Consider the following 21,797-nt stretch of genomic DNA (forward strand, 5'->3'; position numbering starts at 1 on the left):
CGCGCGAGAAGCGTGACGTCGGCGCCCAGTAGCGCCAGCTCGTGCGCGGCGGCGCGGCCGATGCCCTCGGAGGCGCCGCACACGAGCGCGTGGCGGCCGGTCAGGTCGAGATCCATATCAGGCTCCTTCGATGCAGTTCACGGCGCGCATCCAGCGGGCGACGCCACGCGCGGAATCGTCCAGCGCCTCGAGCCGCGCAGCGACGGCTTCGCGGTTCCGGGGCGGATGATTCTGGTTGAGCTTGGCCTTCAACGCGAGCCGGTCGACGACCAGCCGGAAGCCGACGATGCCCCGCAGCTGCACGCGCTCGGCGTCGACGCCAGGATTGAAGCGCCAGTCACTGCCGACGGCGGCCTCGTGCCGTTCCGACAACTCGCCGACGAGCTGGGCGAGCGACGCCTCGTCGTCGAAGGTGTTCAGTGCTCCGGACAGGTGGGCGACCACGTAATTCCATGTAGGCACGCGTGCCTGCTCGAGCTTGTCGGGGTACCACGCAGGCGAGACGTACCCGTGCGGCCCGTGCAGGACCGCAAGCGCGCGGCCGCCGCCGCGCCACTGCGGATTGGCGCGCGCGACGTGGCCGCGAAGTTCCACGCGGTTGCCGTCGCGGCTGTAAAGAAGTGGGACATGCGAAACGAACGGCTCGTCGTCGACCACGGTGACGAGCGTTGCAAACGGGTGCTCAACCGCGAGCGCATCCAGGCGCGACAGGTCGCGTTCGTCGAACGCCCGCGGCAGGTAGAGCGTCACTGCCGGCGGGTCAGCTTGACCACCATGCGCGCGCGCAGGGCGTCGTCTTCGCGGGCGCTCGGCGGGGTCAACGCGTCAAGATCGAAGCCGCGCGCGTTGGCGTCGTCCGCGTCGAGTCCATCGAGCGCGACGAACTCGGCGTCCATCAGTGCTGCGCGCGCGGTGTCCTCGCTGTCGTACGGCAGCGTCGCGCCGTCGCAGTCGAAGACCTCGGCGGTGCCGGCGTCGAGCACTCGAAGACGTGCCCAGATAAGTGTGTCGCCGGCGGTCGCGAGCCACCATTCGTCGTCGCGCATGTTCAACCTCCCGTCCAGACCGACACGAGCCACAGCAACGACGCCGCGAGGAGCGCGCCGATGATGACCAGCAGGGAAATTCGCGCAGGCGTCGCGAGGCCGCTGAGGTTGGGATCCACGGTGCGGCGATACCCGGCGCGCAGCAGCCAGATCCAGGCGCGCACCTTGAAGAACGCGTTCGCACCGAGTTCGGCTGCGAGTTCGGGATGGCGGTCGCGGATGTGCACGAGCGCGAGGGGCCAGAAGATCACCAGCGCGGTCGCGCCGCCGACCGCGATGCCCACGAAGCACAGGGCCAGGAACAGGATCATCAGAACTCGGCCTGGCCCGGCGCGCGCGGGTAGGGGATCGCGTCACGGATGTTCGACAGGCCGCAGACGTAGACGACCAATCGCTCGAACCCGAGCCCGAAACCCGCGTGCGGCACGGTCCCGTAGCGCCGGAAGTCGCGATACCAGCCGTAATGCTCGGCGTCGAGGCCGAACTGCGCCATGCGCCTGTCGAGCACGTCGAGGCGTTCCTCGCGCTGGCTGCCGCCAATGATCTCGCCGATGCCGGGAGCCAGCACGTCCATCGCCGCAACCGTTTTCCCGTCATCGTTCAGGCGCATGTAGAACGCTTTGATGTGCTCGGGATAGTTCATGACGACAACCGGCCGGCCGACGTGCTGCTCGGTCAGCCACCGCTCGTGCTCGGTCTGCAGGTCGAGGCCCCATTCGACCGGGAAATCGAAGGTGACGCCGGACTTCTGCAGCAGCGTGATCGCGTCGGAATATTCGATGCGTTCAAACGGCGCGTTGACGAAGGCTTCGAGCCGCGTCAGCGCGTCCTTCTGCACGCGCTCGGCGATGAACGCCATGTCGTCCGCGCGCTCGTCCAGCACCGCGCGGAACAGGTACTTGAGGAACGACTCGGCGACGTCCGCATTCTCGGCAAGGTCCGCGAACGCGATCTCCGGCTCGATCATCCAGAACTCGGCCAGATGCCGCGTGGTGTTCGAGTTCTCGGCGCGAAACGTCGGGCCGAACGTGTAGACCTTGCTGAGCGCGAGGCAGTAGGCCTCGACGTTCAGCTGGCCGGACACGGTCAGGAACGCTTCCTTGCCGAAGAAGTCGCGGTCGAAATCGACCTTGCCCTTCGCATCGCGCGGCGGGTTGGCCATGTCGAGCGTCGACACGCGGAACATCTGGCCCGCGCCTTCGGCATCGGAGGTCGTGATGATCGGCGTGCTGATCCAGAAATAGCCGTGCTCGTGGAAATAGCGGTGCACGGCCTGCGCAAGCGTGTTGCGGATGCGGGTGACCGCGCCGAACAGGTTCGTGCGCGGGCGCAGATGCGCGACCTCGCGGAGGAACTCGAGCGAATGCGCCTTGGGCTGGATCGGATACGTCTCCGGATCCTCGACCCAGCCGACGACCTCGATGGCGTTCGCCTGTATCTCGAATGCCTGCCCCTGGCCCTGCGACGCCACGAGCGTCCCCGTCGCGACCACCGCGCAGCCGGCGGACAGCCGCTTGACCTCGGTGTCGTAGTTGGCGAGGGCCGACGGCGCGACCACCTGGATCGGCGCGAAGCAGGAGCCGTCGCTCACGTTGACGAAGCTCAGTCCCGCCTTGGAGTCGCGCCGCGTGCGGACCCAGCCGCGCACCGACACTTCGCCGCCCGCTGGCACCTTGCCCGCGAGCGCCTGCTCGACGCTGATGATCGTCATGCGCTGCCACCCGTCCTTAATTCGGTATCCGCGCCGGTCGGCCGACGCGGGACAGTGAGTTTACGTGCTGTTGCAGGGCGTTTGCCGCGCGCTCCCTATACTCATGGTCCGCAATGCCGTCGTACCGGAGTTCTCCATGGCCGTTTCGCTCGCCCCCGCCGCCCTCGATCGCGTGCGCCGATACCTCGCCGAAACGCCCGACGCGCTCGGCCTGCGCTTCGGCGTGAAGCGCACCGGCTGTTCGGGTTGGCAGTACGTCGCCGACCTCGCGAAAGCCTCGGGGCAGGGGGATCGGATCTTCTTCCAGGACGACGTGCGGATCTACGTCGACGAAGCCAGCATGGCGGTCGTCGACGGCACCGAGATCGATCTGGTCCGCGAGAAGCTGGGCGAGCAGTTCGTGTTCCGCAACCCTAATGTCAAGGCCGAATGCGGCTGCGGCGAGAGCTTCACGACTGCGGACGAGGCCTGACGGGGTCCATCGGCGCGCCCCAGCATCCGATTTCGCCGGAGACATGCGGTGTTGACGCCCGGGGCGGGTGTCCCGGTCCAAGGCTGCGCTGAGCTCCCGTCGCGCCGTCTCCGCATGACGCGCGAGCCGCGGGTGCCGCTGTCCCCTGACGCGGCTTGCACGTAAGTCCTTGAGTCGCCATACTTTCCGGCTCCTTGGCCTTCGGGCCGGGGACCTTGCTCCACTGCATGTCCACCGCAGGGGGCTGACAGGCGCCAACGCGCGCCGCCATCCACAAGGAAACAACCATGCGTCATTACGAAGTCGTGTTCCTGGTCCACCCGGACCAGAGTGAACAGGTCCCGGCCATGATCGAGCGCTACAAGTCGCTGATCGAAACCGCCGAGGGCAAGGTCCACCGTCTGGAAGACTGGGGCCGCCGCCAGCTGGCGTACCCGATCCAGAACCTGGTGAAGGCGCATTACGTGCTCATGAACGTCGAGGGCTCCCAGGCCACGATGAACGAGCTGGTCGACAGCTTCCGCTTCAACGACGCCGTGCTTCGCCACCTCGTGGTCAAGCGCGATGGCCCGGACACCGAGCAGTCGCTGATCATGAAGTTCAAGGACGAGAAGGGCGAGAAGAGCGACCGTGGCGATCGCCGTCGCCGCGACGACGAAGGCGATGCCGCACCGGCTGCCGACACCTCCGACAACGCCGAAGCCGCCTAAGGAATCACGACCATGTCCAAGTTCTTCCGTCGCCGCAAGTTCTGCAAATTCACCGCCGAGGGCATCAAGGAGATCGATTACAAGGATCTCAACACCCTTCGCGCGTATCTCACCGAGACCGGCAAGATCGTCCCGAGCCGCGTCACGGGAACCAAGTCGAAGTACCAGCGCCAGCTGGCCACGGCGGTCAAGCGCGCACGCTTCCTCGCGCTGATCCCGTACACCGACAACCACAACGCCTGATCGCGCCGCGTCCGGCGGGTCCGCGCATGCATGCGCGGCTCGTGCGGGCGCTGCAGTCAGCCATTCCATTCGGACAGCGATCCGCTGTGGCGCCGCGAACGGCGTGTGCCACTAACGAATACGGAGCACCACCATGCAGCTCATTCTTCTCCAGAACGTCACCAACCTCGGCCGCCTTGGCGACAAGGTGAACGTCAAGCCGGGTTACGGCCGCAACTTCCTCGTGCCGCAGGGCAAGGCCACGCCGGCCACCCCCGCGAACCTCGCCGACTTCGAGGCGCGTCGTGCCGAGTTCGAAGCCAAGGCCAAGTCGCAGCTCGAGGGCGCCGAAGCCCGCCGGGCGTCGCTCGAGGGCGCCGAGGTCACGATCAGCGCCAATGCATCGGCCGAAGGCAAGCTCTTCGGTTCGGTCACCCCGCGCGACATCGCCGAGCAGCTGACGAAGACCGGCCATCCGGTCGACAAGTCGGAAGTGGTGCTGGGCGAAGGCGCGTTCCGCCGCACCGGCGAGTACCAGGTGATCGTGCGCATGCACGCGGACGTCGAGCAGACGGTCAAGGTGATCGTGGTCGGCGAACAGGCCTGATCCACGCAACACTGTTGTAGCCGAAGGGCGCCTCCGGGCGCCCTTCGTCGTTTCAGGCGCAGCCGACGCTTCGCGCGGGCTCGAACGCAAACGCCGGAAGGTGAATCCGCCCGGCGGGTTTGTCGCCTGCGACCTTTCGCCGCCGGTGAGACTCGCCCATGCGACAACACGGTCGACTTATCCCGACTTATCCCGACTTACCCACAGACTTATCTGCAACGGATGCAGGGTCGCGCTGGCTAGGATGCCGCTTCGATCCAATGGCCGCTCGAGCGTCCCAGAGGCAACAACGTAGATGAGCGCACGCGCCGGTTTCCGCAACGAAAAACGCTTCGAGACGCGGGCGGAGCAGCGCATCGACCAGTTGCGCGTGCCGCCGCAGTCGGTGGAGGCCGAGCAGGCGGTGATTGGCGGGCTGATGCTCGCGCCGGACGCCTACGATCGCGTCGCCGACATGGTGAGCGATTCGGACTTCTATCGCCGCGACCACCAGCTGATCTACCGCGCGATCCGCGAACTCGCCGAAAAGAACCGCCCGTTCGACGCGGTGACGCTTGGCGAGTGGTTCGAGTCGATGGGCCAGTCCGAACTCGTCGCGGGCGGCGCCTACCTGATCGAACTCGCCAGCACCACGCCGTCTGCCGCCAACATCCAGGCCTACGCCGAGATCGTCCGCGACAAGGCGATCCTTCGCCAGCTGATCGAGGTCGGCACCGACATCGTCAACAACGGCTTCCAGCCCGACGGCCGCGAAAGCGCCGAGGTGCTTGAGGAAGCCGAGCGCGAAGTGCTCGCGATCTCGCAGGCGCACCGTTCGGGACGCAGCGATTTCACCGCGGTCACCAAGGCGCTTTCCGAAGCGTTCGACGAGCTGCAGACGCGCTACGCGAACGGCAGCGGCGTGACCGGCCTGCCCAGCGGCTACACCGAGTTCGACGAACTCACCGCCGGCCTGCAGAAGACCGACCTGATCATCCTCGCGGCGCGCCCGGCAATGGGCAAGACCACGCTGGCGCTCAACATCGCCGAGTTCGCCGCGTTCAAGAGCCGCCAGGCGGTCGCGGTGTTCTCGATGGAAATGTCGGCCTCGCAGCTTGCGATGCGCCTGATTTCGTCGGTTGGCCGCGTGAACGCCCAGCGCCTGCGCACGGGCCAGCTCGAGGACGAGGACTGGAGCCGCGTCACCGGCGCCATCCGCCAGCTGCGCGAGGCGAAGATCTTCATCGACGACGAGCCCGGCATGTCGCCCGCGAAGCTCGCGTCGAAGGCGCGCCGGCTCAAGCGCGAGCACGGCCTCGGCCTGATCGTCATCGACTACCTGCAGCTGATGGCGGTGCCCGGCAACAACGAGAACCGCGCAACGGAAATTTCCGAGATTTCTCGCTCGCTCAAGGGCCTGGCGAAGGAGCTCGGCGTGCCGATCATCGCGCTGTCGCAGCTCAACCGCTCGCTGGAAACGCGCACCGACAAGCGCCCGGTGATGGCCGACCTGCGAGAATCCGGCGCGATCGAGCAGGACGCCGACATGATCGTCTTCATCTACCGCGACGATTACTACAACAAGGAAAATTCGCCGGACAAGGGCCTGGCCGAGATCATCATCGGCAAGCAGCGAAGCGGCCCGACCGGCTCGTTCAAGCTCAAATTCTTCGGCGAGTACACCCGCTTCGACAATCTTTCACACGATTCGATCGGGTCGTTCGAATAGCGTCGACGAGTGGAACGCGAGCACCTGGACTCCGAAGCGCTGAGCAGCGTCGGTTACGACCCGGCGCGGCACGTGCTGGAAGTCGAGTTCACCAGCGGACGCGTGTACCAGTACTTCGACGTGCCGCGGCAGGAGGTTGAACGCCTGCTGCGGGCGGAGTCGCGCGGCGCGTATTTCAGCGAGCGCGTGCGCGACCGCTACCGCTTCGAGCAGGTGCACTGAGTTCCACCGCGCGCGGCTAGACTGTTGCCATGGCACGACCGACCTCCGCGACCATCCACGTCGACGCACTCCGTCACAACCTGGGGCAGGTGCGCGCGCTCGCGCCGAGAAGTCGGGTGATGGCGGTGGTGAAGGCGGATGGCTACGGCCACGGGCTGGAGCGCGTGGCGCGTGCGCTGGCCGGCGCCGACGCTTTCGGCGTGGCGGCACTGTCCGATGCCGAGCGACTGCGCGCTGCAGGCATTTCGCAACCGATCCTGCTGCTTTCGGGCTTCGACGAGCCCGGCGATATCGAGCGGCTGCGGTCGCTCAACGTCTGGACCACCGTGCACCACGCCTCGCAGCTCGAGATGCTGGAGCAGGCGCCGCCCGGCGAGCCCGTCGACTGCTGGCTCAAGCTCGACAGCGGCATGCATCGCCTGGGTTTCGCGCCCGATGCATTCCGCGCCGCCCACGGACGCATTATGGCGCTTCAGGGCCACTCGGTCGGGCAGGTCGTGCTGATGAACCATTTCGCGAGCTCCGACGAGTTCCCCGACAGCCCGTCGCACGGGCGGCAGACGCGTCAGCAGCTGGATGCGTTCCGCTCAGCCACGGCAGGCATCGACGCGCCGCGTTCGCTGGCGAATTCGGCGGCCGTGCTGGGCTGGCCCGATGCGCACGATGACTGGATTCGACCGGGTGGCGCGCTGTACGGCATGTCGGTTGTCGAAGGTCGCACCGGCGCGGACTTCGGGCTGCGGCCGGCGATGACGCTCTCGACCCGTCTCATCGCCGTCAACCGCATCCGCCGCGGCGGCCGCATCGGCTATGCGGGTACGTGGGAATGCCCGGAAGACATGGACGTCGGCGTCGCGGCCATCGGTTACGGCGACGGCTATCCGCGAGCCGCGCCGGCTGGCACGCCCGTGCTGGTGGGCGGACATCGCACGCAGGTAATTGGCCGCGTCTCGATGGACCTGATGACCATCGACCTGCGCGGCGTTCCCGGTGCGCGCGTCGGTGATCCTGTCACGTTGTGGGGACCCGATCTTCCCGTGGAAACGATCGCGCAACGCGCCGGCACGATCGGCTACGAGCTGACGTGCTCCATCACCCGGCGCGTGCGCTTCATCGAGCGCTGACCGATGGCTGCCGCGATCGTATGGTTTCGCAACGACCTCCGGCTCGACGACAACCCTGCGCTCGAGGCCGCGCTCGACGCCGGCCACGACATCATTCCGGTGTACGTGCACGACCCGGACGGGGAGGGAAACGCGGCCGCCGGCGCTGCTTCGAATGCGTGGCTCGCGCGTTCGCTGGTCGCGCTCGATGCGTCGCTGCGCGAGCGCGGCAACTGGCTACGGCTGTTCGTCGGACACGCCGGCCCGACGCTGGCCGGCGTCGCGGCGGCAGCGGGCGCGACATCCGTGTTCTGGAATCGTCGCTACGAACCCGACGTCGAAGCCCGCGACGCGGCGATCAAGCGCGCGCTGCGCGAAGATGGCCTCGAGGTCGAGAGCTTCAACGGGTCGACGCTGTTCGAACCGTGGGCGCTGAAAACCGCCGCCGGCGGTCCGTACCGCGTGTTCACGCCGTTCTACCGCAGCGCCATGGCGCGGTGGTCGCCGTCGGCGTGTGGCGATGCGCCGCCCCGCATTCCGCCTTGGGAATCGGGACCGGCCGGCGTCCTGATTGACCAGCTGCGGCTGGTACCTGCAACTGGCTGGGACCGCAGCTTCTGGGCGCACTGGACGCCTGGCGAAGCCGGCGCGCGCGCGGCGCTGGACAGCTTCGTCGAAGGCGCGCTGCACGCGTACGCGCAGGATCGCGACCGACCGGATCGCACTGGCACCTCGCGGCTGTCGCCGCACCTGCACTTCGGCGAAGTCGCGGTATGGCGCGTCGTGGACGCGGTTGAAAGCGAGCGCGGGCGCGTGGGCGACGCGCATATCGACGCCTACCGTCGTCAGCTGGTGTGGCGCGACTTCGCGACGCAGTTGCTCCACCACTTCCCGCACACCGCTGAGCGCGACCTGGACCCGCGCTTCGAGCGTTTCGAATGGACGCGCGCGCGACGCCATGCGCTGGAGCGTTGGCGGCGCGGCCGCACAGGTGTTCCGATCATCGACGCCGGCATGCGCGAACTGTGGGAAACCGGCTGGATGCACGGCCGCGTGCGCATGATCGTCGCGAGCTACCTGTGCAAGCACATGCGGGTGCATTGGCGGACCGGCGCTGCGTGGTTTCGCGAAACGCTGCTCGACGCGGACCTCGCCAACAACACGATGGGATGGCAGTGGGTCGCCGGCACCGGGGCCGACGCCGCGCCTTATTTCCGTGTCTTCAATCCGGTCACGCAGGGCGTGCGTTTCGACCCGCGCGGTGATTACGTCGCACGGTGGCTTCCGGAACTGGCCGCGCTGCCCGTTCCGCTTCGGCACGCCCCCTGGCGCGATCCGACCCAACTCGTTCGCGTGGCGCCGGGGTATCCCTCTACGCCTCTGGTCGACCTCGCCGAAGGCCGCGATGCGGCTTTGCTCGCGTATCGCCGCATGAACGATGCACGTGGCATCCACGAATCCGGTTCGTAACTGAACGGGGCGGTTCGCCCGTCACCCGTCTGCGACACGGCCGCTTCTAGGTTGACGACGCCTTAGAAGCGAGGGATCCACATATGAAGATGCAGACAAATGTTCTCGTCGTCGCGATGCTCGGCGCAATGCTCGCCGGTTGCGCGACGAACCCCAATTCCTATTCCACCAATCCGGATACCCGTGATCGCACCCGCAACGGGGCGCTGATCGGCGCGGCCGTCGGCGCCGTAGCAGGCGTGCTGTCGGGTGACGACGCGGTCGAGCGTCGCCAGCGTGCGCTGGTCGGCGCCGGCGTCGGTGCACTCGCCGGCGGCGCGATCGGCTCGTACCAGGACCGCCAGGAAGCCGCACTGCGCGACCGCCTGCAGGGTACTGGCGTCGATGTCGTGCGCCAGGGCGACAACATCGTGCTGAGCATGCCCGATGCGATCACCTTCGGTACCGCGAGCTCGACGCTCCAGCCGCAGTTCCGGCCGGTGCTCGACAACCTCGCGTCGACGTTGAACCAGTACAACCAGACCGTCATCAACGTGGCCGGTCACACCGACCAGCGGGGTGACGCGAACTACAACCTGAACCTTTCGCAGCAGCGTGCCGAATCGGTGGCGAGTTACCTGTCCGGCCGCGGCGTGACGCGCGACCGCATGGTAGTGACCGGTCGCGGCGAGACACAGCTGCTGTGCGTCGAGAACACCGAGTCGTGCTGGTCGCGCAATCGTCGCGTCGAGATCACGCTGGTGCCGCTGCGCGCGCAGGGTTGATCCAACGCAACATGTGACACCAACGGGGCGCTTCGGCGCCCCGTTTTCTTTGTGGGCTGCGATGCAAGGCGTTCCCCCGCCGACGGACATCGCGGTGTTCCGAGCCCGGTCCGCGGCTGGGCGCCTCGAAGACGTAACGTCCCAATCCCAGCCAATGAGACGCGGCCTGCTTACCGTCGCACGGCGTCTTCTTGTCGGCGCGCTGACGGGCCGCCGCCTACGGTCGCTGCATGCCTTCCGATCTCGTCGTCCTCCGCCGCGAGGGCCTGTATTGCCCACAGGGTGATTTCTTCATCGATCCGTGGAAGCCGGTCGAACGGGCGGTCATCACCCACGGCCACGGCGACCACGCGCGGCCGGGCATGGGCGATTACTTCGCAGCGCGTGCCGGGCTGCCGGTCCTGCGGTGGCGCCTGGGGGACCAGCCTTACCACGCGTTCGACTATGGCGAACCGTTTGAGATCGGCGACGCCCGGCTTTCATTCCATTCGGCAGGGCACGTGCTCGGCTCCGCGCAGGTGCGCATCGAAGCGGACGGGCAGGTGTGGGTGGCATCGGGCGACTACAAACGCCAGCACGACCCGACGTGCGCGCCGTTCGAAGTGGTCGAGTGCGACACGTTCATTACCGAAGCGACCTTCGGCTTGCCGATCTATCGCTGGCCCGACACGAGCGACGTCGCGCGCGACATCGTCGAATGGCGCGATCACTGCGCCACCCGTGGCGAGGCCGCGGTGCTGCTCTGCTACGCGCTCGGCAAGGCGCAACGGGTGCTCGCCGAACTCGCGGCGTGGACCGATCGACCCGTGTTCCTGCATGGCGCCGTTGCCGCCGGCGTGCAGGTGTATCGCGATGCGGGAATCCACATGGTCGAGACCTTGCCCGTGTCGGAGACGGCGAAGGGCGCGGAGTTCGCCGGTGAGCTCGTGCTTGCGCCGCCGTCGGCCGCGGGCAGCCCGTGGATGCGTCGCTTCAAGCGCGCGCAGATCGGTTTCGCATCTGGCTGGATGCGGGTTCGCGGCAATCGCCGGCGCCGCAATTACGACCGCGGCTTCGTGGTGTCCGACCACGCCGACTGGCCCGACCTGATGCGCACCATCCGAGAAACAGGTGCGCGCCGCGTCATTGCCACGCACGGCAACACGGATGCGATCATCCGCGCCCTCAATGACGACGGCATCGCGGCCGAGGCGTTCGACACCGATTTCGGAGGGGAGGGCGAATGAAGGCGTTCGCCGCGCTCTATACCGAACTCGATCGCAGTACGGCGACGCTCGACAAGCGCGCCGCGCTCGTGACGTACTTTCGCGATGCGCCGCCTCAGGACGCGGTGTGGGCGCTTTGGCTGCTGTCGGGTGGCAAGCTCGCGAAAATCGCCAACACGCGCGAGCTGCGCGAGTGGCTGGCGCAGGAGACTGGCACACCGGAGTGGCTGATCGACGAATGCCACGCGCATGTCGGCGACCTGGCCGAGACCTTGACGCTGCTGCACGACGATCCGCCCAAGGGCGTGCCCGATCTGCCGCTGCATGACTGGATCGAGAAGCGCCTGCTGCCGACTGCCGGCCGCGATCCGGTGCAGCGCCGCACCGCCGTCGTCGGTGGCTGGCGTTCGTTGTGCGCGGACGAACGTCTCGCATTCAACAAGCTTCTGACAGGCGCATTGCGCGTGGGCGTGTCGCAACGCCTCGTGCAGCAGGCGCTCGCCGAACTCAGCGGAATCGACATCGCGCGCATTGCGCAACGCATGCTCGGCAGCTGGGCGCCGACCCCATCGTTCCTGCGCGACCTGCTCGATCCAGAAGAATTGCCTGGCGATCGCGAGCAACCGTATCCGTTCTTTCTTGCATCTCCGCTCGAAGCGGAGCCGGCCACGCTCGGCGCGCTCGAGGACTGGCTGCTCGAGTGGAAGTGGGACGGCATCCGCCTGCAGCTGATCCGGCGCGGGCCGGAGATCGCGCTCTGGTCGCGCGGCGAGGAACGCCTCGACGGGCGCTTCCCCGAGATCGAGGACGCGGCGACGCTGCTGCCACGCGATTGCGTGATCGACGGCGAACTGATCGCCTGGCGCGCGGGTGACGAACAGCCGCTGCCGTTCGGCGCGCTGCAGACCCGCATCCAGCGGCGCCGGCCGGCTGCCAGGACGCTCGCGGATACGCCCGTTTGCGTGTTGGCTTACGACCTCCTCGAGCTCGACGGCCGTGACCTGCGCGAATTGCCGCTCGTCGAACGCCGCCGCATGCTCGAGGACCTGCTGTCGTCGACGAACGACCCGCGCATCGTGCCGTCGCCATTGGTGGATGCCGGCGACTGGCCCGGGGCGCTCGCCTTGCGCGACGCGGCACGCGAGCGTGGCGTCGAAGGCCTGATGCTGAAGCGCGGGTCGTCGAGCTATCAGGTTGGTCGTCGTCGCGGTGACTGGTGGAAGTGGAAGATCGACCCGCTCAACATCGACGCGGTGCTGATCTACGCGCAGTCGGGCCACGGCAGGCGCAGCACACTGTTTACCGATTACACGTTCGGGCTCTGGGATGGCGATTCCCTGGTGCCTGTCGCAAAGGCCTACTCGGGCCTCGACGACAAGGAGATCATGGTGCTCGACCGCTGGATCCGCGCGCACACGATCGAGCGCTTCGGCCCGGTGCGTTCGGTGGAACCGGTCCACGTGTTCGAGTTGGGCTTCGAAGCCGTGAACAAATCGACGCGACACAAATCGGGCATCGCGGTGCGGTTCCCGCGCATCCTGCGCTGGCGCCAGGACAAGTCGCCGCGCGATGCCGACCGGCTCGACGCGCTGAAGGCGCTGGCACGGTGAGCGGCTGGTTGTTGCGCGGCGTGCTGCCGCCAGAGGGTGACGATCCCTACGCGGCGTACCCGGAGCGACCTGATCCGGACGCGCCACGGCAGACCGTTGAATCGATCCGTCGCGATGCGCTGCGGCGAGCGGCTGCATTGCGTCGGCGCCAGGAGGCTGCAGCGCGCGCCGAACGCGCCCGCGCCATCGCCGAACGGGCGCCGCAGGTGGACGCGATCTGCGCGCTGGAAGGGCTTGTCGAAGACGTCGCAACCCGTGCGGTGGAACAGCCGGTCTGCACCGCCCGCACACCGGAGCATGCGCTCGACGCATGGTTCGCCCATCGCGGCTGGTCGCCCGCGCCCTTCCAGCGGGATGTCTGGTCGCGATACCTGCGCGGTGACAGCGGGCTGCTGCACACGCCGACGGGAAGCGGCAAGACGCTTGCGGCATTCGGTGGCCCGCTGATCGAAGCGGTCGCAGCACGCAGGGCGCGTGCCGCGGCTGCAGCCGAATCGTTGGGCCGAGCAACGACAGTCGCGAGCACCGCGCGCGATCTCAAGGTGCTCTGGATCACGCCGCTGCGCGCGCTCGCAACCGACACGGTGCGCGCACTACGCGAACCCGCCGAGGGGCTCGGCCTCGACTGGGTGATTGGCCTGCGCACGGGGGACGCGTCCGCGCGCGACAAGAAGCTGGCGCGCGAAGGCGGGCTCGATGCCCTGGTCACCACGCCCGAATCGCTTGCGTTGCTGCTTTCGTATCCCGACGCCGCATCGCGGCTCGGTGCGCTGCGATGCGTCGTGGTCGACGAATGGCACGAGTTATTGGGCACCAAGCGCGGCGTGTTGCTGCAGCTCTGCCTGGCGCGGCTGCGCACACTGGCGCCGCGCGTGCGCGTGTGGGGCCTGTCCGCGACGCTCGGCAACCTGGCGGAAGCGCGCGACGTCTTGCTGCCGAACTATCCGAACGCCGAGGTCGTCTCGGGCGCGACGCCGCGGCCGATGACGCTCGAGACGCTGTTGCCGGACGCGGGCGAACGCTTTCCGTGGGCCGGGCACCTCGGGCTGACGCAACTGTCGCGCGTCATCGACCGCGTCTTCCGTGCGCGCACCAGCCTGCTGTTCACCAACACGCGGGTCAACGCCGAGCTCTGGCACCAGGCGCTGCAGGCGGTGTGGCCGGAAGATTCGTCGACGCTGGCGCTGCACCACGGCTCGCTCGATCCCAGCATCCGTGCGGAGGTCGAAGCCGGCCTGCGCAACGGAACCCTGCGCTGCGTGGTCGCGACTTCGAGCCTGGACCTCGGCGTCGACTTTCCCGCGGTCGACCAGGTGTTCCAGCTCGGCAGCCCGAAGGGCACGGCGCGGCTGTTGCAGCGCGCGGGCCGTGCGAAGCATCGGCCGGGCGAGTCCGGCCATGTGATCTGCGTGCCGACGCACATGCTCGAACTGGTCGAGTTCGCTGCCGTGCGTGATGCGATCGACGCCGGGGAGGTCGAGGCGCGCCGCCCGCCGCGCTTGAGCCTGGACGTGCTGGCCCAGCACTGCGTCACGCTGGCGCTCGGTGGCGGCTTCGACGCGGCACAACTTCTCGAGGAAGTCCGTGGCACGCATGCCTTCGCGGGCCTTGCCGACGAAGCGTGGCAGTCGGTGCTCGACTTCATCGTGCAGGGCGGCAGCGCGCTCGAGCACTACCCTGATTTCCGTCGCGTGGTGCGCGACGGCGAAGGCCGATACTTGGTTGAAGATCGTCGCGTGGCGACGCGCCACCGGCTGTCGATCGGCACGATCACGAGCGAAGGCTCGGTCGCTGTAAAGCTCGTGCGCGGCGGCACCCTGGGCGCGGTGGAGGAGGGCTTCATCGCGCGGCTCAAGCCGGGCGATCGCTTCCTGTTCTCCGGCCGCATGCTCAAGCTCGTGCGCATGGAGGCGATGACCGCCTACGTGCAGCGCGCACCCGCCGGCGATGGCCAGGTACCCGCGTGGACGGGCATCAAGCAACCGCTGTCGATGGAGCTGGCCGCGCGGGTCGAACACTTGCTCGCGCGCCCGGTGGATGTTCCAGAGATGCGTGCCGTGGCAGGACTGCTCGCGCTGCAGTCGAAGCTGTCGTCGCTGCCGCGACGGGGACGCCTGCTGGTCGAAGCCGTGAAGACGCGCGAGGGGCCGCAGTTGTTCGTGTTTCCGTTCGCCGGGCGGCTTGCGAACGAGGGCCTCGCCGCACTCGTGTCGTTGCGTTGGGGTCGCGTCGAGCCGAATACATTCGGATACGCGGCCAACGATTACGGCTTCGTGCTCAAGCCGGCGCGCGACATCGAGATCGACGCCGATGCGCTGCATTCGCTGATGTCGCCGGAGCGCCTGTTCGAGGACCTGCGCGACAGCCTCAACCTGGGCGAACTCGCACGGCGCCAGTTCCGCGAGATCGCGCGGATCGCCGGCCTGCTGCCGCCCACGGTGCCCGGGCGGCCGCAGAAGAGCACGCGCCAGCTGCAGGCATCGAGCGGGCTGCTGTACGACGTGCTGCAGCGATACGACCCGCACCACATGCTGCTGGAGCTCGCCGAACGCGAGGTGTTCGCGGGTCAGCTGGAAGTGCAGCGGCTGCAGCGCGTGCTGGATCAATGCGCGCACCGCGAGGTAATGCTGCTGCGTCCGCGCGGGCTGACGCCGCTGTCGTTCCCGCTCTGGGCGGAAGGGCTTCGCGGCCAGCTCAGCACCGAGGACTGGAAGACCCGCGTGCAGCGCGCCGCCGGCCAGCTCGAGAAACGCCATGGCCGATGACGGCGAGGGCCGCTGGGTCGAATGCGAAATCGCGGGCGAGGCGGTGCTGCTGCTGGCGTCGCGCGCGCTGTACTGGATACGCGAGCGGCGGCTGTTCCTGTCCGACCTTCACCTGGGCAAGGCCGACGTCTTTCGTCGCGCGGGCGTGGCGCTTCCGCGCGGTGGCACCGCCGGCGACCTCGTCCGGATGTCCGAAGCAGTCGCGCTTAGCGGCGCCCGGGAGGTCTGGATCCTGGGTGACGTCGTGCACGGCGCGGTACACGACAGTGCGTGGCGGCACGACTGGGACGCGTGGCGCTGCATGCACCCCGGGGTCGCCGTCGCGGCGCTTGCGGGCAACCACGACAGGGCGCTCGCGGGTGCCGGACTCGGGGTCGAGCTGCTGGGCGAGGCGTTCGACACAGGGCCTTTCGCGCTGCGCCACGAGCCGGGCGTGGTGCCGGGATTGCATGTGCTGTCCGGGCACCTGCATCCCTGCCTGGCCGTCCCAGGGCTGGGCACGCGGCGCTGGCCGGTCTTCTGGCTGCGGCCGGAGACGACCGTCCTCCCCGCGTTCTCCCAGTTCACCGGCGGCTGCCACGTCGAAGCCGACCGGCGCGACGGGCTCGTCGTCTGTGCAGCCGGCACTGCTGCCTGGGTTCGCCGCCCGCGGCCGGGGACCTGCTGAACCGGCCCGAAGGCCAAGCCCGCACGCCGGTTGAGATGGCGGGGAAGGCGCCTATACTGCCTGCGTCAGCGATGCATGCTGTCCCCGGGGGTGCACTGGCTTCGACGGGGGTCGCGAAATCGCCTGGTGCATGCCGAGGGGGTAGCTTTCCTCGTTAATCCAGCTGCAAAACTCTAGTTGCCAACGACGACAACTACGCTCTCGCCGCTTAAGGCGTAAGCCCCGAAACAGCTTGTGTCCGTGCTCGCTGCGTAGGGTCATTATCACGGAATCGCCGGTGATGGCTGCCTGTCAGTCGCCGGTTAACCCAAAGCGGGCTGGTCCGCCGATGCGCTTCGCGCACCGTGCTGTTGGCGGATGAGATCTAACGGAGCGCTAAGCATGTAGTACCGGGGATGTAGTGCCTTCGGACGGCGGTTCGATTCCGCCCACCTCCACCAACACCCAGCCCAGCCGAAAGGCTGGGCTTTTCTTTGGGCCGGCTTCGCGCGAGCGACGGTATGCTGTCGCGATGGACCGCGCCGACTCCCCCAAGCCGTGGTTGGCACGCCTCGTCCCTCGCGGCAGCCACCTGCTCGCGTTCCTCGTGTTGATCGCCTCGCTCCTGCTGGTCGTGTCCACCTGGCGTTCGGCGCGCCATCGCGAGATGCGCGCGGCGGAGCAGGAATTCGCCTCCGACGGCGACGAGATCACCGAGCTCCTCCGCCAGCGTCTGGCGCAGTACGAGCTGATGACCCGAGGCGGCGTGTCGCTGTTTGCATCCGTGGCCCGGCCCACGCCGCGGCAGTGGCAGGCATACGCCGACGGCATCGGAGTTGCGGACCGGTATCCCGCGTTGCTCGGGCTGGGGTTCACCGGCTACGTGCCGAACGGCCGCCTATCGGAGATGCAGATCGAATGGCGTGACTCCGGCTACGGCATGTTGAACATTCGGCCGCGCGGCCTGCGGCCGGTCTACGGCCCAATTCTGTATCTGGAGCCGCGGCGTCCCGAGAATGTCGCCGCCATCGGCTTCGACATGTACAGCGAGCCCGTGCGTCGCTCGGCGATGGACGCCGCGCTGGGCTCCGGGCTCCCGCAGCTGACGGGGCCGGTGCAACTGGTACAGGACGGTCCGAAACTGCGTACCAGCGTCATCCTCTACCTGCCGATCTTCCGCGCGGGCGACCAGCCGGCAACGCCCGCCGCACGCAGCGAATCCATGCAGGGCTGGATCTTCGTGCCGCTACACGTGGATGACTTCGCCACCACGGTTCTGGGCGACCGCCTGGGCAAGGCGCACGTCCGCATCGTCGACGTCACCGACGGCACGGACCGCGTGCTGTTCGACGGCGGCATTCCGGCCGACGAGCCCGCGTTCACTCGCAGCGTCACCGCGGGCGTCTACGGGCGCCGATGGCGTTACGACCTTGCCTCGCTTCCGGTCGCACACGCGGTGCCGGGCCTGCACGCCTTGCAGGGAACGCTGGCGCTCGGGCTGATCGCGGCCCTGCTGCTTTACGGCGTCGCATTCGCGCTGGCGCGAACAGGCGTGCGCGCGCGACGTATCGCCGGGCAGCTCACCGAGGAATTCCGCCGCAGCGAGCTGCGCTTTCGCGCTGCCATGCAGTATTCGGCGATCGGCAAGGCGCTGGTCGACAGCCGCGACCGGATCGTCGACGTGAACCCTTCGTTCGCGAGGATCTTCGCGCGCCCGGAGGCGGAGCTGGAGGGCACGCCGTTCGAGTCGCTGTTCGAGCTTCGCGACGGCGAACCCCTGGCTCGCGCCGATGGCGACGGTGTGTGGCGCGCGATGCGACGCTTTACGCGGCAGGACGGAAGCGTTCGGCACGTGCACCTGACCTATTCGCCCGTGCCCGGCAACGTAGGCCAGGACGTCACGGCGCTGCTGCAGGTCGAGGACGTCACCGAGCGCCTGCTGGCGGAAGCGCGTGTGCACGCCCTGAACCGCACGCTGGAAGCGCGCGTGGCGATGCGCACCAACGAGTTGACGCGGGCGAACCAGGAACTCGAATCGTTCGCCTACAGCGTGTCACACGACCTGCGCGCACCGCTGCGCGCGATCGACGGTTTCAGCCGCATCCTCGCCGAGCGTTACGGCGATCGTCTGGACGACGCCGGTCGCGGCTATCTCGTGCGCGTACGCCGCGCCGCGGCACGCATGGGTGAGTTGATCGACTCCATGCTCCAGCTGGCGCGGCTGTCGCGCAGCGCGCTGAAGATCGAGCCGTTCGACCTGAGTCGCAGCGCGCAGGAGCAATTGGAAGAGCTGCAGGTGGCAGAACCCGACCGCCGGGTCGAGGTCTCGGTGACGCCCGGGCTGGTCGTCGAGGGAGACGCGACCCTGCTGCACAACCTGCTGCAGAACCTGCTCGGGAACGCCTGGAAGTTCACACGTGATCGCGACCCGGCGCGCATCGAATTCGGTCGCACGCACGCCGGTGAGTTCTACGTGCGCGACAACGGCGCCGGGTTTTCCCAGGAGTACGTGGACAAGCTCTTCCGTCCGTTCCAGCGGCTGCACACGGAGGAACATTTCGCGGGCCACGGCATCGGCCTGGCGACCGTGCGGCGCATCGTCGAGCGCCACGGCGGCACCATTCGCGCCGAAGGCGCGGTGGGCGAGGGCGCGACGTTCTACTTCACGCTGCCGAGCCCGGACGACGGCTAGGCGTTCTTGTTGTGCGCGCGCATAGTGCGCTGCTTCTCGCGAAGCCAGTCGCGCTCCTTGCTCGTGTCGCGCTTGTCGTGTTCCTTCTTGCCCTTGGCGAGCGCCACCTCAGCCTTGACCTTGTTGCCCTTCCAGTACAGCGCGGTGGGCACCACGGTGTAGCCGTCGCGCTGGATGCGGCCGATCAGGCCGTCGATCTCGTTGCGATGCATGAGCAACTTGCGCGTGCGGCGTTCCTCCGCGACCACGTGCGTGGACGCGGTCAGTAGCGGCGTGATCTGCGCGTTGAACAGGAACATCTCGCCGTTGCGGATCACCGCGTAGGCCTCGCCGATGTTCGCGCGCCCGGCGCGGATCGACTTCAACTCCCAGCCCTGCAGCTCGAGGCCGGCTTCGATGCGATCTTCCAGCTGGTATTCGTAGCGCGCGCGCTTGTTCAGCGCGATCGTGCCGGTCGCGGCCTTTGCCTTATCCTTGGCCGACTTTCCTTTCGATTGATTGCTCATCGGTCCATTGTCCCCGATCACGGGCCGGGCCGGCGAGAAGGAGTGCAGATGCCGACCATCCGACGCACGGCCCTCGTGGAACATTCCGCCGCGCGCATGTACGGTCTGGTCAACGATGTCGGCGCGTACCCGTCACGTTTCGACTGGTGCGACGGCGCCACTGTCCTCGAAGAGACTGATGGCACCATGCGCGCGCGGCTCGACTTGCGGCTCGGTGCGTTCCGCACCTGGTTTGTGACCGAAAACGCGCTGTGGCCGCCGCACCACATCGATCTCAGGCTGGTGGAAGGACCGTTCCGGCGGCTCCGCGGCCGATGGGAATTCCACGCCATCGACGAGTGCGCGTGCCGCGTTACGCTCAGCCTCGAGTTCGAAACAGCGGCCCGACTTCTTTCTGGCGCGTTCGCAATCGGCTTCCAGGGCTTGGCCGACCGCATGGTCGATGACTTCGTGCGCGCGGCCGACCGCGGCGACGGATGATCCGCGTCGAGGTGGTGCGGGCGTGGCCGCGCAGGCACGAGTCACGCTGGCTCGAGCTGCCTGACGGCTCAGCCGTCTCGGATGTGCTGGTGGCGCTGGACCACGCCGGGCCCGTCGCTGTCTTCGGAGAGCGCGTGCGCCCCGAGCGCCTGCTGGCGGACGGTGATCGCATCGAAGTGCTGCGTCCGCTCGTCGCCGACCCCAAGGACCTGCGACGGCGAAGGGCGGCGCGGGGCACGCCCTGACGAAGCTCAGCCGCCGCTGGGGCGGCGCTTCTTCTTTTCCTTGTCCTTCGCGAGGTTCGGACCGAACTGGCGGATCGAATTGCGCGCCAGCTGCTCGTCCTGCTCGGGGAAGTAATCGCCTTCCCAGCGCGCGAGCTTGTCGCCGTCGAAGAACAGCACGAAGTCCTTCTTTTCGGTGCCGGTCACCCGGCCGGTGCGCTGCGTCGAAACGTAATCCCAGCGTTCCTGGTGGTACGGGTCGGAAACCGACGGCGTGCCGAGCAGGAGGATCACCTGCTGCTTGTCCATCCCGGCCTGCAGCTGGTCGACCGCCGACTTCTCGAGGAGGTTTCCCTGATAGACGGGCTGGTGGTAGACGATGCCGCAACCTGCGGTGAGCAGGGCGACGACGAGGACGGGAAGCAGCTTTCGCATGGGCTCGCAGGCTCTATACGACGAGGGTCGTTTGACCGCCGGATGATACACTGCCGCCCGCCTGCCGCGCCTTGCGTGGATACGCGCGTCAGCTGCGGTTGAGCGGCGCCCCGGCGGCCGCGTGCATGCGTGACAACGCCGCAGCATCGACGCTCTGGAGCTTCCATGGAATCGCAAGACCTGCGCAACGCCGGGCTCAAGGTGACCCATCCGCGGTTGCGGATCCTCGACGTGCTCGAGCGGACGCAGACCCGGCACATGACCGCCGAGGACATCTACCGCCGACTGCTGGAAAACGGGGAGGACATCGGCCTGGCCACCGTCTACCGCGTGCTCACGCAGTTCGAGGCCGCGGGCCTGGTCCTCAAACACCATTTCGAGTCCGGCCAGTCGGTGTACGAACTCGACCGCGGCGAACACCACGACCACATGGTCGACGTCGACACCGGCAAGATCGTCGAGTTCGAGAGCGCGGAAATCGAAGCCCTGCAGCAGCGGATCGCGGCGGAGCACGGCTACGAAATCGAAGCGCACTCGCTCGTGCTGTACGTCCGGCGAAAGCGCGCCGGCTGATCGCGCCGGCGCGCGTTCACTGCGGTTCCCTGGGTCACGCCACGTCCCGCAACAACCGCTTCGCCGCGGCGCGCGCCTCGTTCGTCAGCTCGACGCCGCCCAGCATGCGCGCCAGTTCTTCCTCGCGGTCCCCGCTCGACAGTTGGCGCACTTCGCTCTGCGTAACGCCTTCGCTCTTGGACTTCATGACGCGGTAATGCGAGTGGCCCTGCGCGGCCACCTGCGGAAGGTGGGTGACGCACAGCACCTGGCGATGGTCACCGAGCGCACGCAGCTTCTGGCCGACGATGTGCGCGACCGCGCCACCGATACCGGTGTCCACCTCGTCGAAGATCATCGTCGGCACCGCATCGAGCCCGAGCGAGGCGACCTCGATCGCCAGCGAGATGCGCGCCAGTTCGCCGCCGGACGCGACCTTGCGCAGCGGGCGGGTCGGCTGGCCGGGATTGGCACTCACCATGAATTCGACGCGCTCGCCGCCGAGCGGGTCCGGTCGATCCGCAGGCGCGGGCTCGAAAGCGATCTCGAAGGTGCCACCGCCCATGCCGAGCTCGCCCATCAGCTGCGTCGTGGATTCGGCCAATTCGGCGCCGGCGCGTCGCCGCGCATCGCCGAGCACCGACGCG

General features: G+C 67.9%; 23 protein-coding genes, 1 other RNA gene and 2 pseudogenes. 18 read left to right on the plus strand and 8 right to left on the minus strand.

The window, feature by feature from the left end; genetic code table 11:
• From FW784_RS14740 to asnS, 5 genes and pseudogenes are all read right to left on the minus strand, one after another.
• A pseudogene (locus FW784_RS14740) lies at window positions 1–116 on the minus strand (short-chain dehydrogenase); the annotation flags it as partial.
• Window position 117: 1 nt separating this feature from the next.
• Complete coding sequence (locus FW784_RS04835; protein WP_149352228.1) at window positions 118–750, minus strand: FMN-binding negative transcriptional regulator; 633 nt, start codon at window positions 748–750, stop codon at window positions 118–120.
• Window positions 747–1,046, minus strand: a complete 300-nt coding sequence (locus FW784_RS04840; protein WP_149352229.1) for a hypothetical protein — start codon at window positions 1,044–1,046, stop codon at window positions 747–749. The genes FW784_RS04835 and FW784_RS04840 overlap by 4 nt, the downstream gene beginning before the upstream one ends.
• A gap of 2 nt (window positions 1,047–1,048) precedes the next feature.
• On the minus strand, window positions 1,049–1,357 hold the full coding sequence (locus FW784_RS04845) for a hypothetical protein (RefSeq protein WP_149352230.1): 309 nt from the start codon (window positions 1,355–1,357) through the stop codon (window positions 1,049–1,051).
• Entirely contained in the window at window positions 1,357–2,757 is a 1,401-nt protein-coding gene (gene asnS / locus FW784_RS04850) for an asparagine--tRNA ligase (RefSeq protein ID WP_149352231.1), read from the minus strand. The genes FW784_RS04845 and asnS overlap by 1 nt, the downstream gene beginning before the upstream one ends.
• A 136-nt stretch (window positions 2,758–2,893) precedes the next feature.
• Here asnS and FW784_RS04855 point away from each other — a divergent pair, with 136 nt between their 5' ends.
• The 15 genes from FW784_RS04855 to FW784_RS04925 all read left to right on the plus strand — a co-directional run bounded on the left by FW784_RS04855 (window position 2,894) and on the right by FW784_RS04925 (window position 18,953).
• Window positions 2,894–3,229 (plus strand): HesB/IscA family protein, encoded by a 336-nt coding sequence (locus tag FW784_RS04855; protein ID WP_149352248.1) that lies wholly within the window; start codon window positions 2,894–2,896, stop codon window positions 3,227–3,229.
• A 287-nt stretch (window positions 3,230–3,516) separates the two neighbouring features.
• Window positions 3,517–3,939: a 30S ribosomal protein S6 gene (gene rpsF / locus FW784_RS04860; protein ID WP_149352232.1), complete on the plus strand. Its 423-nt coding sequence runs from the start codon at window positions 3,517–3,519 to the stop codon at window positions 3,937–3,939.
• 12 nt (window positions 3,940–3,951) lie between these two features.
• The gene (gene rpsR, locus FW784_RS04865) at window positions 3,952–4,182 is read left to right on the plus strand and encodes a 30S ribosomal protein S18 (protein ID WP_149352233.1); all 231 of its coding nucleotides are present in this window, start codon (window positions 3,952–3,954) and stop codon (window positions 4,180–4,182) included.
• 133 nt (window positions 4,183–4,315) lie between these two features.
• Window positions 4,316–4,768 (plus strand): 50S ribosomal protein L9, encoded by a 453-nt coding sequence (gene rplI / locus FW784_RS04870; RefSeq protein WP_149352234.1) that lies wholly within the window; start codon window positions 4,316–4,318, stop codon window positions 4,766–4,768.
• A gap of 295 nt (window positions 4,769–5,063) precedes the next feature.
• Window positions 5,064–6,476: a replicative DNA helicase gene (locus FW784_RS04875; protein WP_149352235.1), complete on the plus strand. Its 1,413-nt coding sequence runs from the start codon at window positions 5,064–5,066 to the stop codon at window positions 6,474–6,476.
• A 9-nt stretch (window positions 6,477–6,485) separates the two neighbouring features.
• Window positions 6,486–6,698, plus strand: a complete 213-nt coding sequence (locus FW784_RS04880; protein WP_149352236.1) for a KTSC domain-containing protein — start codon at window positions 6,486–6,488, stop codon at window positions 6,696–6,698.
• A gap of 29 nt (window positions 6,699–6,727) precedes the next feature.
• Window positions 6,728–7,822: an alanine racemase gene (gene alr / locus FW784_RS04885; protein WP_149352237.1), complete on the plus strand. Its 1,095-nt coding sequence runs from the start codon at window positions 6,728–6,730 to the stop codon at window positions 7,820–7,822.
• Window positions 7,823–7,825: 3 nt separating this feature from the next.
• Window positions 7,826–9,271, plus strand: a complete 1,446-nt coding sequence (locus FW784_RS04890) for a cryptochrome/photolyase family protein (RefSeq protein WP_149352238.1) — start codon at window positions 7,826–7,828, stop codon at window positions 9,269–9,271.
• A gap of 89 nt (window positions 9,272–9,360) precedes the next feature.
• Window positions 9,361–10,035, plus strand: coding sequence for a YiaD family glycine zipper/OmpA-like lipoprotein (locus tag FW784_RS04895; protein WP_484482012.1), 675 nt, complete (start codon window positions 9,361–9,363; stop codon window positions 10,033–10,035).
• A gap of 230 nt (window positions 10,036–10,265) precedes the next feature.
• Window positions 10,266–11,261, plus strand: a complete 996-nt coding sequence (locus FW784_RS04900; protein WP_149352240.1) for a ligase-associated DNA damage response exonuclease — start codon at window positions 10,266–10,268, stop codon at window positions 11,259–11,261.
• Window positions 11,258–12,850, plus strand: a complete 1,593-nt coding sequence (locus FW784_RS04905) for an ATP-dependent DNA ligase (RefSeq protein ID WP_149352241.1) — start codon at window positions 11,258–11,260, stop codon at window positions 12,848–12,850. The genes FW784_RS04900 and FW784_RS04905 overlap by 4 nt, the downstream gene beginning before the upstream one ends.
• Before the next feature lie 260 nt (window positions 12,851–13,110).
• Entirely contained in the window at window positions 13,111–15,615 is a 2,505-nt protein-coding gene (locus FW784_RS04910; RefSeq protein ID WP_149352249.1) for a ligase-associated DNA damage response DEXH box helicase, read from the plus strand.
• Window positions 15,605–16,282 carry a ligase-associated DNA damage response endonuclease PdeM gene (pdeM, locus tag FW784_RS04915; protein ID WP_149352242.1) on the plus strand — a complete coding sequence of 226 codons (678 nt, stop codon included), beginning with the start codon at window positions 15,605–15,607 and terminating at the stop codon, window positions 16,280–16,282. Before FW784_RS04910 ends, pdeM begins: the two co-directional genes overlap by 11 nt.
• An 86-nt stretch (window positions 16,283–16,368) precedes the next feature.
• Window positions 16,369–16,722, plus strand: a transfer-messenger RNA (tmRNA) gene (gene ssrA, locus FW784_RS04920).
• A 71-nt stretch (window positions 16,723–16,793) separates the two neighbouring features.
• Complete coding sequence (locus tag FW784_RS04925) at window positions 16,794–18,953, plus strand: CHASE domain-containing protein (RefSeq protein WP_149352243.1); 2,160 nt, start codon at window positions 16,794–16,796, stop codon at window positions 18,951–18,953.
• Here FW784_RS04925 and smpB read toward each other — a convergent pair.
• Entirely contained in the window at window positions 18,950–19,459 is a 510-nt protein-coding gene (smpB, locus tag FW784_RS04930) for an SsrA-binding protein SmpB (RefSeq protein ID WP_149352244.1), read from the minus strand. The genes FW784_RS04925 and smpB overlap by 4 nt on opposite strands.
• A 48-nt stretch (window positions 19,460–19,507) precedes the next feature.
• Between smpB and FW784_RS04935 the strand changes: the two genes are divergently transcribed.
• Window positions 19,508–19,939 carry a type II toxin-antitoxin system RatA family toxin gene (locus FW784_RS04935; RefSeq protein ID WP_149352250.1) on the plus strand — a complete coding sequence of 144 codons (432 nt, stop codon included), beginning with the start codon at window positions 19,508–19,510 and terminating at the stop codon, window positions 19,937–19,939.
• Window positions 19,936–20,184, plus strand: a complete 249-nt coding sequence (locus tag FW784_RS04940; protein ID WP_149352245.1) for an RnfH family protein — start codon at window positions 19,936–19,938, stop codon at window positions 20,182–20,184. The genes FW784_RS04935 and FW784_RS04940 overlap by 4 nt, the downstream gene beginning before the upstream one ends.
• A gap of 6 nt (window positions 20,185–20,190) precedes the next feature.
• On the opposite strand, the gene FW784_RS04945 is transcribed toward FW784_RS04940, so the two are convergent.
• Window positions 20,191–20,598, minus strand: coding sequence for an outer membrane protein assembly factor BamE (locus FW784_RS04945; protein WP_149352246.1), 408 nt, complete (start codon window positions 20,596–20,598; stop codon window positions 20,191–20,193).
• Window positions 20,599–20,763: 165 nt separating this feature from the next.
• Between FW784_RS04945 and fur the strand changes: the two genes are divergently transcribed.
• Window positions 20,764–21,171 (plus strand): ferric iron uptake transcriptional regulator, encoded by a 408-nt coding sequence (gene fur / locus FW784_RS04950; RefSeq protein WP_149352247.1) that lies wholly within the window; start codon window positions 20,764–20,766, stop codon window positions 21,169–21,171.
• Window positions 21,172–21,205: 34 nt separating this feature from the next.
• Here the strand turns inward: fur and FW784_RS04955 are convergent.
• Window positions 21,206–21,797, minus strand: a pseudogene (locus FW784_RS04955) (DNA repair protein RecN); the annotation flags it as partial.

It is taken from the genome of Cognatilysobacter lacus, assembly GCF_008274655.1.
Classification (GTDB): domain Bacteria; phylum Pseudomonadota; class Gammaproteobacteria; order Xanthomonadales; family Xanthomonadaceae; genus Cognatilysobacter; species Cognatilysobacter lacus.

What these genes read in the sequence shown, in the direction of transcription:
- alr (WP_149352237.1), top strand. Translation starts at nt 6,728, where the DNA reads ATGGCACGACCGACCTCCGCGACCATCCACGTCGACGCACTCCGTCAC.
- smpB (WP_149352244.1), bottom strand. Translation starts at nt 19,459, where the DNA reads ATGAGCAATCAATCGAAAGGAAAGTCGGCCAAGGATAAGGCAAAGGCC.
- rpsF (WP_149352232.1), top strand. Translation starts at nt 3,517, where the DNA reads ATGCGTCATTACGAAGTCGTGTTCCTGGTCCACCCGGACCAGAGTGAA.
- FW784_RS04845 (WP_149352230.1), bottom strand. Translation starts at nt 1,357, where the DNA reads ATGATCCTGTTCCTGGCCCTGTGCTTCGTGGGCATCGCGGTCGGCGGC.
- FW784_RS04945 (WP_149352246.1), bottom strand. Translation starts at nt 20,598, where the DNA reads ATGCGAAAGCTGCTTCCCGTCCTCGTCGTCGCCCTGCTCACCGCAGGT.
- FW784_RS04940 (WP_149352245.1), top strand. Translation starts at nt 19,936, where the DNA reads ATGATCCGCGTCGAGGTGGTGCGGGCGTGGCCGCGCAGGCACGAGTCA.
- asnS (WP_149352231.1), bottom strand. Translation starts at nt 2,757, where the DNA reads ATGACGATCATCAGCGTCGAGCAGGCGCTCGCGGGCAAGGTGCCAGCG.
- FW784_RS04900 (WP_149352240.1), top strand. Translation starts at nt 10,266, where the DNA reads ATGCCTTCCGATCTCGTCGTCCTCCGCCGCGAGGGCCTGTATTGCCCA.
- FW784_RS04895 (WP_484482012.1), top strand. Translation starts at nt 9,361, where the DNA reads ATGCAGACAAATGTTCTCGTCGTCGCGATGCTCGGCGCAATGCTCGCC.
- FW784_RS04905 (WP_149352241.1), top strand. Translation starts at nt 11,258, where the DNA reads ATGAAGGCGTTCGCCGCGCTCTATACCGAACTCGATCGCAGTACGGCG.
- rplI (WP_149352234.1), top strand. Translation starts at nt 4,316, where the DNA reads ATGCAGCTCATTCTTCTCCAGAACGTCACCAACCTCGGCCGCCTTGGC.
- FW784_RS04890 (WP_149352238.1), top strand. Translation starts at nt 7,826, where the DNA reads ATGGCTGCCGCGATCGTATGGTTTCGCAACGACCTCCGGCTCGACGAC.
- FW784_RS04875 (WP_149352235.1), top strand. Translation starts at nt 5,064, where the DNA reads ATGAGCGCACGCGCCGGTTTCCGCAACGAAAAACGCTTCGAGACGCGG.
- FW784_RS04935 (WP_149352250.1), top strand. Translation starts at nt 19,508, where the DNA reads ATGCCGACCATCCGACGCACGGCCCTCGTGGAACATTCCGCCGCGCGC.
- FW784_RS04925 (WP_149352243.1), top strand. Translation starts at nt 16,794, where the DNA reads ATGGACCGCGCCGACTCCCCCAAGCCGTGGTTGGCACGCCTCGTCCCT.
- fur (WP_149352247.1), top strand. Translation starts at nt 20,764, where the DNA reads ATGGAATCGCAAGACCTGCGCAACGCCGGGCTCAAGGTGACCCATCCG.
- FW784_RS04840 (WP_149352229.1), bottom strand. Translation starts at nt 1,046, where the DNA reads ATGCGCGACGACGAATGGTGGCTCGCGACCGCCGGCGACACACTTATC.
- pdeM (WP_149352242.1), top strand. Translation starts at nt 15,605, where the DNA reads ATGGCCGATGACGGCGAGGGCCGCTGGGTCGAATGCGAAATCGCGGGC.
- rpsR (WP_149352233.1), top strand. Translation starts at nt 3,952, where the DNA reads ATGTCCAAGTTCTTCCGTCGCCGCAAGTTCTGCAAATTCACCGCCGAG.
- FW784_RS04855 (WP_149352248.1), top strand. Translation starts at nt 2,894, where the DNA reads ATGGCCGTTTCGCTCGCCCCCGCCGCCCTCGATCGCGTGCGCCGATAC.